Origin of the sequence: Comamonas avium (assembly GCF_014836675.1) — a bacterium.
Lineage (GTDB): Bacteria > Pseudomonadota > Gammaproteobacteria > Burkholderiales > Burkholderiaceae_C > Comamonas > Comamonas avium.
Genome location: NZ_JACSQK010000002.1, coordinates 174,640 through 185,835 on the forward strand (window position 1 = coordinate 174,640; position 11,196 = coordinate 185,835).

The 11,196-nt window shown below is 57.2% G+C and carries 6 protein-coding genes; 3 read left to right on the forward strand and 3 right to left on the reverse strand.

Translation table 11 applies throughout. The features are described 5' to 3' along the window. Positions 1–88: 88 nt before the first annotated feature. The gene (dnaN, locus tag H9646_RS03425; protein WP_191721939.1) at positions 89–1,210 is read left to right on the forward strand and encodes a DNA polymerase III subunit beta; all 1,122 of its coding nucleotides are present in this window, start codon (positions 89–91) and stop codon (positions 1,208–1,210) included. 152 nt (positions 1,211–1,362) lie between these two features. Then, a complete protein-coding gene (gene gyrB, locus H9646_RS03430) occupies positions 1,363–3,945 on the forward strand; it encodes a DNA topoisomerase (ATP-hydrolyzing) subunit B (RefSeq protein WP_191721940.1) in 2,583 nt (860 codons plus the stop codon). Positions 3,946–4,245: 300 nt separating this feature from the next. On the opposite strand, the gene H9646_RS03435 is transcribed toward gyrB, so the two are convergent. The 3 genes from H9646_RS03435 to H9646_RS03445 form a co-directional block, all read right to left on the reverse strand. Then, positions 4,246–7,866: an AAA family ATPase gene (locus H9646_RS03435; protein ID WP_191721941.1), complete on the reverse strand. Its 3,621-nt coding sequence runs from the start codon at positions 7,864–7,866 to the stop codon at positions 4,246–4,248. Further along, complete coding sequence (locus tag H9646_RS03440) at positions 7,850–9,391, reverse strand: hypothetical protein (protein ID WP_191721942.1); 1,542 nt, start codon at positions 9,389–9,391, stop codon at positions 7,850–7,852. The genes H9646_RS03435 and H9646_RS03440 overlap by 17 nt, the downstream gene beginning before the upstream one ends. Before the next feature lie 504 nt (positions 9,392–9,895). Further along, positions 9,896–10,663 carry a hypothetical protein gene (locus H9646_RS03445; RefSeq protein ID WP_191721943.1) on the reverse strand — a complete coding sequence of 256 codons (768 nt, stop codon included), beginning with the start codon at positions 10,661–10,663 and terminating at the stop codon, positions 9,896–9,898. Between the two features lie 132 nt (positions 10,664–10,795). Here H9646_RS03445 and H9646_RS03450 point away from each other — a divergent pair, with 132 nt between their 5' ends. After that, the gene (locus H9646_RS03450; RefSeq protein WP_191721944.1) at positions 10,796–11,041 is read left to right on the forward strand and encodes a DNA-binding protein; all 246 of its coding nucleotides are present in this window, start codon (positions 10,796–10,798) and stop codon (positions 11,039–11,041) included. Positions 11,042–11,196 lie beyond the last annotated feature (155 nt).

Sequence of the window (11,196 nt, forward strand, 5' to 3'; positions counted from 1 at the left end):
GAGGGGGTTTGAGTGGCACGAGGGGGCGTGAGAAGATGCGCCGCCACTCATTCCTAAAGAGACCCGCTACTGAAACATAGAGGTTGACATGATCGTCCTGAAAGCCACACAAGACAAAGTTCTCGCGGTCCTGCAATCGGTGTCCGGCATCGTTGAGCGCCGTCACACCTTGCCCATTTTGGCAAACGTACTGGTCAAAAAGACCGGCAACGCCTTGCAGTTCACCACCAGTGACCTGGAAATCCAGATCCGCACCACTGCCGAGCTGGGCGGTGACACGGGCGATTTCTCCACCACCATCGGTGCCCGCAAACTGATCGATATCTTGAAGACCATGCCTGGCGACCAGACCGTGTCGCTGGAGTCACAGCAAAGCAAGATGATCTTGAAAGGTGGCAAAAGCCGCTTCACCATGCAGTCGCTGCCCGCAGAAGACTTCCCGCTGGTGCAAGAGGCCGCCAACTTTGGCCCCGCCTTCAGCGTGCCGCAAAAGGTGCTGAAAGACCTGATGGGCCAGGTCTCGTTTGCCATGGCTGTGCAAGACATTCGCTACTACCTCAACGGCATCTTGTTTGTTGCCGAAGGCAACACCCTGAGCCTGGTCGCCACCGACGGCCACCGACTGGCGTTTGCCAGCTCGGAGCTGGACGTGGATGTGGGCGACAAGCAAGAAGTGATCTTGCCGCGCAAGACCGTGCTGGAGCTGCAGCGCCTGCTCAGCGATGTGGGGGGCGAGAACTCGCCGCGCATCGAGATGCAGTTTGCCAACAACCAGGCCAAGTTCACCTTTGCCGGCATGGAGTTCGTGACCAAGCTGGTCGAGGGCAAGTTCCCTGACTACAACCGCGTCATTCCTCGCAACCACGGCAACAGCGTCACGCTGGGCCGCGCACCACTGCTGGCCAGCTTGCAGCGCACGGCCATCATGACCAGCGACAAATTCAAGGGCGTGCGCCTGACGATCGAGCCTGGTACTTTGCGCGTGGCATCGAACAACGCCGACCAGGAAGAGGCAGTGGACGAACTCGACATCGACTACGGCGGTGACGCCATCGACATCGGCTTCAACGTAACGTACTTGCTGGACGTGCTGGCCAATATGTCGCAAGACATGGTCAAGATTGAGCTGGCCGACGGCAACAGCTCTGCACTGGTCAGCATTCCCGGCAACGACAACTTCAAGTACGTCGTCATGCCCATGCGCATTTAAGGCGCTGGCACACCCGCCAACCAACTGGCCGATTGCGGCTAAAAAGGGAGCTGCCAGCGCAATCTGGCAGCCCTTTTCAAAGTGATTTATTGGTATATCCCAGGCAATACAAGCGTTAAAAGCTCTTGTATTTGCAGCAGCAAGGCACCTTCATGACCGACGAGAACAAGCCAGAAAACCAGACCATTCCCGCTGTAAGCGCACCCGCAGACACAGGCTATGGCGAAGGTTCGATCCAGATTTTGGAAGGCCTGGAAGCCGTGCGCAAACGCCCCGGCATGTACATTGGCGATACGTCAGACGGCACCGGCCTGCACCACCTGGTGTTCGAGGTGGTGGACAACTCCATCGACGAGGCCCTGGCAGGTCACTGCGATGACATCCTGGTCACCATCCACGCCGATGGATCACTGTCTGTCATTGACAACGGCCGCGGCATTCCCACGGGCGTGAAGATGGACGACAAGCACGAGCCCAAGCGCTCGGCCGCTGAAATCGCCCTGACCGAGCTGCACGCTGGCGGCAAGTTCAACCAAAACAGCTACAAGGTCTCTGGCGGTCTGCACGGCGTGGGCGTGTCCTGCGTGAACGCACTGTCCATCTGGCTGAAGCTGACGGTGCGCCGCGATGGCAAGGTCCATGAGATTGATTTCTCGCGCGGCTTTGTGCAAAACCGCCTGATCGAAGTGGTGGACGGTTTTGAAATTTCGCCCATGCGCGTCATTGGCGACTCTGACAAGCGCGGCACCAAGGTGCACTTTCTGCCTGACCAGGAAATCTTCAAGGAAAACTTCGAGTTCCGTTATGAAATTCTGGCCAAACGCCTGCGTGAACTCTCGTTCCTGAACAACGGCGTGCGCATTCGCCTCAAAGACGAGCGCGACGGCAAGGAAGACGACTTCTCAGGTGCTGGCGGCGTGCGCGGTTTTGTTGGCTTTATCAACGCCAACAAGAAAGTGCTGCACCCCACCGCGTTCTACGCCGAAGGCTCGCGCCCTGCAGAAACTTATGGCGGCATTCCCGGCACCGAAATTGGTGTGGAAGTGGCCATGCAGTGGAACGACGGCTACAACGAGCAAGTGCTGTGCTTTACCAACAACATCCCCCAGCGCGATGGCGGCACCCACCTGACCGGCCTGCGCGCCGCAATGACGCGTGTGATTGGCAAGTACATCGACCAAAACGAGCTGGCCAAGAAGGCCAAGGTTGAAGTCTCGGGCGATGACATGCGCGAAGGCCTGTGCTGCGTGCTGAGCGTGAAAGTGCCAGAGCCCAAGTTCTCCAGCCAGACCAAGGACAAGCTGGTCAGCTCTGAAGTGCGCGCGCCCGTGGAAGACATCGTCGGCAAGCTGCTGTCGGACTACCTGGAAGAAAACCCCAACGACGCCAAGCTGCTGTGCGGCAAGATCATTGAAGCGGCCCGCGCCCGCGAAGCCGCCCGCAAAGCCCGCGAAATGACACGCCGCAAGGGCGTGCTCGATGGCATGGGCCTGCCCGGCAAACTGGCCGACTGCCAGGAAAAAGACCCGGCGCTGTGCGAAATCTACATTGTCGAGGGTGACTCCGCCGGCGGCTCTGCCAAGCAGGGCCGTGACCGTAAGTTCCAGGCCATCCTGCCCCTGCGCGGCAAGATCCTGAACGTGGAAAAAGCCCGCTACGAAAAGCTGTTGTCCAGCCAGGAAATCATCACCCTGATTACCGCCCTGGGCACCGGCATTGGCAAGGTGAGCGCTGATTCGGGCAAGAGCAACTCGGACGATTACAACCCCGACAAGCTGCGCTACCACCGCATCATCATCATGACCGACGCGGACGTGGACGGTGCGCACATCCGTACGCTGCTGCTCACCTTCTTTTACCGGCAGATGCCTGAGCTGGTCGAGCGCGGCCACATCTACATTGCGCAGCCACCGCTGTACAAAGTCAAGAACGGCAAGGAAGAGCTGTATTTGAAGGACGGCCCCGCGCTGAACAAGTACCTGCTGAAAATTGCGCTGAACAACGCCTCGGTTTCCACCGGCGGTGCCAGCGCCCGCGTGCTGGAAGGTGAAGATCTGTCCAAGCTGGCCAATATGCACCTGGCTGCCGAAAACGTGATTGAGCGCCTGTCCAGCTTCATGGACGCAGAAGCCCTGCGCGCCATCGCTGACGGCGTGCAAATCAAGCTCGACACACTGCAAGAAGCCCAGGCCTGTGCCCCCGTGCTGGAGGCCAAGCTGCGCGAGTTGACCACCACCGGCATTCCTGCCGCAGTGACCGCCGAGATCGATCCGCAAACGGAAAACCCCATCCTGCGTATCAGCCGCCACCACCACGGCAACATCAAGAGCTCCATCCTGACGCAAGACTTTGTGCGCAGCAGCGACTACGCCGCCTTGGCCGACGAAGCCCAGCACTTCAACGGCTTGCTGTCTGAGGGTGCCAAGGTCACCCGCGGTGAAGGCGACAAGGCCAAGACCGAGAAAGTGGCAGATTTCCGCCAGGCCATGCGCTGGCTGATCTCTGAAGCCGAACGCACCACGGGCCGTCAGCGCTACAAGGGCTTGGGCGAAATGAACCCCGCCCAACTGTGGGAAACCACCATGGACCCGAACGTACGTAGCCTGCTGCAAGTGCAGATCGGCGATGCCATTGAGGCCGACCGCGTGTTCACCATGCTGATGGGCGATGAGGTGGAGCCCCGCCGCAACTTCATCGAAGCCAACGCGCTGCGCGCAGGCAATATTGATGTCTGACCTGTAGGTTCTCATTAATCCTGCAAATATTCTCAAATATTGCAAATGAAAAAAGCCCGGCATTGCCGGGCTTTTTATTTAACGATTAATTAACCGCCAGTAATTATTAAGACATGACTGGGGGCTGCTTAAGGCTGAGCTGAGACCTTCGCCATGGTCACGTGACCGACAGCTCTTGACCCGAAGTAGGCTTTTCGTTGCCAGATTCCCCGCCAAAAATTGTCGCTCAATGGTCTTGGATGAGCCGGCTCGTCTCTCTTTCGGGCTGGCACAAGGCCTTTGAGCTTCTTGCATAAGCTGTTATGCGGAAATTTCTGACACCATTGGACCGTCTGCACCAATAGCTTGAAAGCGGTAGAACTTAGCGGCCGCCCCCATGTGACGAAACTTATGCCGAGCAAGCTGCAACAGCTTCTCGTCGCAAGTAGAGATGACGAACTGCCGTTCGCCTTCCGAAGAACTCTGCAATCCAAGAATTAAATCCAGTAGGGCATACGTATTCAGATCGTCGAAGTGAGTGACCGGGTCATCCATCATGATGGACGAGAAGCCCGACCAGGTCTGCGAACTGCAGGCGGTGAGGAATAGGCCCAGAACGAGGGTCTGCACCTGCGACTGGCTGAAAAAGTCTGTCGGCCGCAGCGTCTCTCCCTTGCGATGGATGCGGATGCCGATGGTCGAATCCTTGCTGGAGACCTCAATGTCACCGAAGCCATAGACCGGACGAAGCCGCTGTTGAATGACGGCTGTCCTCGGTCCATACTCGGTGATGAAGTGCTCCGTTGCGAAGGCTTGTTGCGTGCTGAGAAGCTTCTTGACCTCAGCAAAATACTCGATCCATGGCTGAACTTTCTGCGCGCGGGCAGTTGCTTCCTGAACCACCGTCTCGTTGGCAAGAATGCGCTTGCGGATATTCTCGAAAGCAGCGGATGTTGCGGCGGTGTCAACGGCAACCTCCAATTCCGCAACGCGGTTTCGCAGCACTAACGCGGAGGCCTCGCGTGCCGCGGCGATTTCCACTTGTTTACGGAGCTCCTCCGGCGAAACCGCACGGTCAAACTTTGCAGCTCTCAGCTCCGACAGGACCGACTGAACGTGGACTTGATGCCTAGTCCAAGCTTGATTTGCCTGCTGGTGGCTAGTTCGAGCGGCTGTAACGGCCGCCTTTGCTGCCGCCTGGACTGCCTTCTGACGGTCGACCTGCTCGTTCGCCAATTGAGCTGCAGAACTCGTCGACACCATTTGTTCTTCTGTGGCGTGCCTCGCATCTGTCAGTGCCTGTAGGCTGCTTGCGAGGTTGATTGAGCCTCGATTGGCGTCATTGAGCAACTCAGTCAGGCGCTTCTGTGTATCGTTCAGTGCTGATTCGGTGGCCTGCTTCTGCTCGTCGAGTGCTTGATAGCCCGCCTGGGCAGATGCGAGTGCGGTTTCAGCCGTTTCTAGCAATTGCTTCGCAGAGCCGACGGCCCCCGCCGCGTTCAGCTCGTCCTCATGAATTTCGATATTGAGGCTCTGCACCTGCTGCGGTGTTTCACTGGTTAGCGAAAGCCCAGCTGAGCTCAGCGATGCCTGGTAGTTCGCGCGCTGTTTCTCCAATTGCGACCGCTGCATCTGTGCACGAGTGAACAGCATCTCCTCCTGCTTTACCCGCTCTGCGAGTGTCTCTCGCTGGCCTACGAGCGTCTGAAATGTCGCCCGCTGCATCGCTGCAACCTCGCTCAACTGGACGACGCGGTCGCCCTGCTGCATTCGCCGGTCGATAGCTGCCAACAGGCCTTCCGTACTTCCATGGTCGTGTCCGCACAGTTGGCAATTTGGTCCATCCACATGGCCCCGAAGCTCTGAGATGAGCTCCTTGAGCCTCGAGCCGCTGGTTCTGGCCTCCGCAAGCTCCCGCTCTGCCTGTGCGACCAAGAATTCCTGAGAATGTTCGGCCCGCTGGGCCTCTCCGAATTGCCTGCGTAGCTCCTCGATTGAGGCCTGAAATTGCGTCTCTGCGTTCAACAACTCTACGAAGGTGGGCGCAGCCTGTTCCCACGCTACGGAGATGTCCATAAGCGATTGGAAGCGAAGTCGCTTCTCCGATGCGGCCTTGAATGCGGTCTCGGCCCGTTGGACCGACGCTGCGGCTTCACGTTGAGCGGCTCGCGCTTGCTCCAGGGTAGTCCGTTGTTGGCTCACCTGCGAGGACAGTGTCGCCAGCCTCGCTGCGAGGCTCTGAGCCTGGCTTGTCCGCTCTTGGTACTCGGGCTGGACCGACACAGCCCAGGTGAGCCAGTCACGCCGAAGTTGAAAGCCCTGTTCCTGGGTCTTTAGCTGCGCCAATCGGCTAGACAAGGCGCCAAGGAGTTCTGACGCCTCCTTCTCGTGCGTTTCAGCCTGCTGCAGTTGGGCCTGCCGCTCAGTCAGTTGAGCTTGCATCGGCTCAAGTTGCCCGCGAAGGGTGTCCAGTGTCCCGATCTGCTCAATGGCGCGCGACAGCGCCGCCCGCCAAGCGATTGCCTCGGCCACCGCGGCATCCAGCATGGCCCGCAGGCCTCGAGTGTCGCGTGACGCAATCCCAGAGATGTCGAAACCGGCGGTTGAGATTGCTTCCGTCAGAACGGAGAAGCGGGCATCCAGCGCTTCTAAGGAGGTATCCGAGGCAGCAAGCCCCTCCAGACGCTCCAGTTCCTTACGCTCATGCGAGATGTCCTGCTGGGCATTGGCTATGTCACTGATCGCCTTAGCGTGTTCTTGCACTGCGAGCTTCAGCACGTCCTCAGTCTTCTTGAGGCCACTCGCATAGTCCTCGAAAGCGAGCATTCGTGAGACAAGATCTGACGATAACTCGCACTTTGACGCCACGTCCTGCGTGAGTTCTTGGTTCTCCTGACTGAACAGGTGGGTTGCCCGAAAAAGGTCCACCAGGCTGTCTACTCGGTCAGCGCCCGGAGTCGTCCCCCCGGTTAGCAAACTGAGGACCTCCTTGCGTGGTGTGGCCTTCCCGTTAACCAAGGCGTTGTTTTGATCAGCAAGATTGCGAGTTATGACATGCGTCTTGCCTTCCCGCTCGATCGTTAGTGAGACCTCGGTGGGTTCGCTCTGACTATCGAGGTGCTTGGCGACTCGGGCTAATCCGCCTGGTGCTCTGGTGAGGCGACCAACCCCACCGGTGACGACAAAGTCGAGAGCATCGAAGAACGATGTCTTCCCGAAGCCATTGGGACCGTAGAGTATGGTCACTGCTGAGCCGAGTTCGAACACCTTCTTCGTTCGATAGGCTCGAAAGTTTTGGATGGTGATGGACTTCAGGGTGGCTTGAGCCCTGTCGTCCACGACCTCGGCAATCGCGCTGGGGCTTGGTGCTGACCGCAGAGCTTCAGGAGGACCGTAGGTGCCAGCAACACATTCGGTCAGGATTTTCGAGGCGCTACTAGTCAACGGCACCACGAGCGCCTTAGCAAGTTCTGCCTTGAGATTGCGCTGACGAAGCAGAGTCTGGGCAGACGGCGGCCTTGTCTGGACTCCTGGGGTGATGGGCGAAAGAGGAAGAAAGGGAAGTCTGGCCAAGTTGTCGGCTAAGGCGCCATTAAGACGAACGACGTACTTCCTGCAGAAGTACACGTCGACTTCCACGCGGGAGCAGAAATCTGGGTCCACAGCCGCGTCCGCAGGGAGGCAATACACGAACGCCACGTCCTTCGTCGACCACTGTGCGCTGTTCTTCAAGTAGTGTCTCTTGAAGGCTTCATATAGCGGCTGATAGTCGGTTTGGTCACCGACCGCGAAGGCGGTTAGCGCATGCTGACGCAACATCACCACCACGGGCAGGTAGCCATCCAGCAAGACTACTTCGGAAAACGTCGCTCCCTTGATGAGGTTCGCCAAAGTGGACTGCAGTTCTTCCGGCAGACCAAAAATTTCAGGAGAGCTTTGCATCGAGTGCCTCTTTCAACTCCGCTTCGTTCGCCGCGTTCCGATATGCGTCGAGTACGTCGTGGTACCCAACACGAATGATGGCGCTGCTTGGCTGCGTAAATTTCGCCTCTGTGGACGGATCGTCTGGAGCTTGGTCATAGATTGACCTGAAGCGCGGGTCCCATGGGGTGTTGTCCTCGTCCCGGCTGACAACTACAAGTTGTCCTCTATGTGCCGGCAGGCGGTTAAGAACATGTTTGTCGCAGTCCTCATGGCTGGCTCCCATTACGGCGATGACCTCCAAGCTGGTTTCGCCTTTCACGATGGTCGCCTGGGCACCATTTCCATGAAAGGTAGCCGGATATTGAGCCACATCGAGAATTGAGAAGGTGTGCAGCAAATGCCTCACGGCATGGCCTTCACCAGCCTTCCATGCGTCCGGTGAACCCTTGCAAGCTGTCAGGCTCGCAAAGTTCACGGTGTTATCGAGTGCCTCCGCCTTGAGCGTTCGCAGCTCATCGACCGTCCGCTGATGTGCAGCACCGGCCGCAGCGGTCAAAGGCAGATGCGTGTACTTTGTGGCCAATGACTTTGAAGGTTCGTCCAACTCGTCGTTCATCCACTTGACGACGGCAGGAACGGCGCCGCTTGGTGCTCTAGGGTCATGCATGCCATTAAACGGATGCACGGTAGATTCGCGCAAGGCAACTCGACGGCCAGCGGAACCAGGAGGCAGGGTGGAGGGGTGGATGACCAAGAACGAGTGAATGCATGCTCCGCGCTCGCGAAAGACAGCATCGCGGAAGTTCTCCAAAATGTCTCCCCCTCGTTGCGACACACCTCCATTGCCATATGTAGGCATGCATCCTGGGCGTGAGAAGCGGCTCTGCGTGACAATGACTGCGGACTGGCCGAACTTCTCAGTCTTTCCCGGGGTTTCTTTGCCAGCAACATTCGCCATGATCAAGCATGCCTCATCCCGAGTAACTCTCGGATATCGGCTTGAGTCAAAGAAGGGCCCCACCTGACTCATGAACGAGGCATGAGAGGGGGCTGGATTACATTGCGCTACAAACAACCAAGTCAGCGGAAGGGTGCCGCCCAATTGGCCAGCGCGTACTGCAATCCCTTCAAGCAGCCACTCCCACATTCGTTTGGCGTTCGCTGACCCAATCCAGTCGAAGCAAAGCAGGGTGGCGAACTGATACGGTGCATCGGCGTTCGAGTGAATGCCCTTGAACACGTAAATTGAGCGGCCTTGATACATCGACATGTAGCTGACGTCCAACTCAACCCAGGCAGGTGAGAGCTTGGGTTGTACCCAACTGCGAACCTCTCCAGTCGGTAGCTTCACCCAGGTGACCACGCAGTTCACCCATTGATGAGGCTGTACGCGGTCAGGGTGGTTCCGATCGACGTCATAAGTAGTGTTCGGCTTTTGAACAAGTTCCGCGAACTGGTCTTTGGTCAACCCATCAACCCCGCCGATGATGACCGTTTCAGCTGGCCACTCCGTTGCCAGCATGGCAGCCGTAATACGGTCCACACCCTCTAATCCTGGAATCGTGCACTCTGGAAAGACGGTGAAGTGCGTTTTTTCCGCACCGTGTGAGCACCCACGTGACACCGCCAGAGTCTCCTCAATGCACTGAAGAGCCCGTTGCCGTTCGGGGGGAGTCCACGTAAAGGGCTCCTGCTGCACGAAAACAACATAGGGCTGCGCGATCACCATCGCAACCTCCCCGCGCGGAAGACGCACACCAAGGGCCTCCAAGTCAACTTCGACAACCGCAACCATCCCATCTCCTTATTACTTTTATAGGAGATTCTGACATGCGCGGTAAAAGTTGAACTCACGGGCCGCTCTACACGCACGTCGCTAAATTGCGGCAGCGCGAACGGTCCTTGTTGCATTCGCAGCAGCAGAATTGCCATAGAGCACGGTTAGCGTCTGCTGTGGCCGGCGGCAGCCGTTACGGCAATCCAACCGACCGACGCCTTCCGCTGCATTGCTGCCGTCCCTTTGATCCTAAAGATCTTGAAAAATCTCTCAAGGACCCAAAAGCATGCGCATGTGATAAGAAATGCCGCCTAACCTAGGCGCAAGAAAAATTCTGTCTTTATTTACAGCATCCGCTTGACGCTTCAGCCCATACCGGCCACCGATCAGGGTGAGTAGATCATCTTTGACTGCAAGCAATGCCTCGTCTTTACGGCATGCCCAATTAAGTAGGTGAAGCACATAGTTTTCCGCAGTAAACGACAACTCCGAAAGACCGATAGCTGGTGGGCACTGACACAACAGCAGTCCAAGAGCATCTCGATGCCAGAGGCGGCTAACTCGTCGAATCCCATAAAGACTTAGCGCCCCAGGGTAGTCACGCCAAGCATGCCTTACGGGTAACGCACGAAAATGATGTGCAAGCAATCGTGAGCGAACTTCAGGTGCTACCTGTTGGCAGGATTCAAGCCAAGCATTGGGCTCAGCAAGCGCCCGCCAAAGAATTGAGTTGTAAGCAGCGATAGCACCTGGCAACAGTGCTTCCGCATTTCGAACCACATCTGGTAGCCCCTCCAGAGATGAGCTCAAACCGCGTGCACCAGCAGCGACCTTCGATAACGAGTTTGGTTGTGAAAACCCTTCTCCGTGCTCACGCTGGGTAATCCTTAGATTCGGCAAAAGCTTGCGCTCAAGACTTGCATATGAGTCCTGAGGCAGATGACTTTTCAGGTAAAGCACCCAATAACGATCTCTCAGGGCTAGTGCCGCATCTTTAGGGGGGCGTCCTTGCTTTGTGGGCAACTTTTGCTTTTCCACATAGTCCTCCATGCATATCACACAGTCACGAAATTATTGACTATTGAGACTGCTGGACGAAACCACAGTTGATCTGAAGAATTCGTTACGACACATCAACTAGTACGTCAAATTCGTACCCGTAGCTCTCCGATGCCCCAGATTCCGCAAAGCCCATCGCAAATCTGCCCTGCATGCAAGGCGGATTTGCTCGCGCCTGCAGGGCCCAAGTTTGCAGATGAGGTTTGGAAGGATTTGCGCCAGCAAGGTTTGTCTGCCAAAGACTGGGCCTTGCAGCATGGATTTGAGCCGACCCTGGTTTACAGCGTTCTGTCTGGTAATCGGAAATGCCTGCGTGGCAAATCCCATCAAGTAGCGAAAGCACTAGGCCTCAAATGACCTACTCAGCTTTGCCCCAAGGACCGTAAAAAAAGTGGAGCCCGTGATGGGTGCAACCGTCACGAGCTCCTGTCCAGCCCGCCGGGAGTTGTCCAGCAGGAGTCGACAGCCATAGCTTATCCGCGTCTTGGATGCGGGTGCAACTCCCTCTTTGC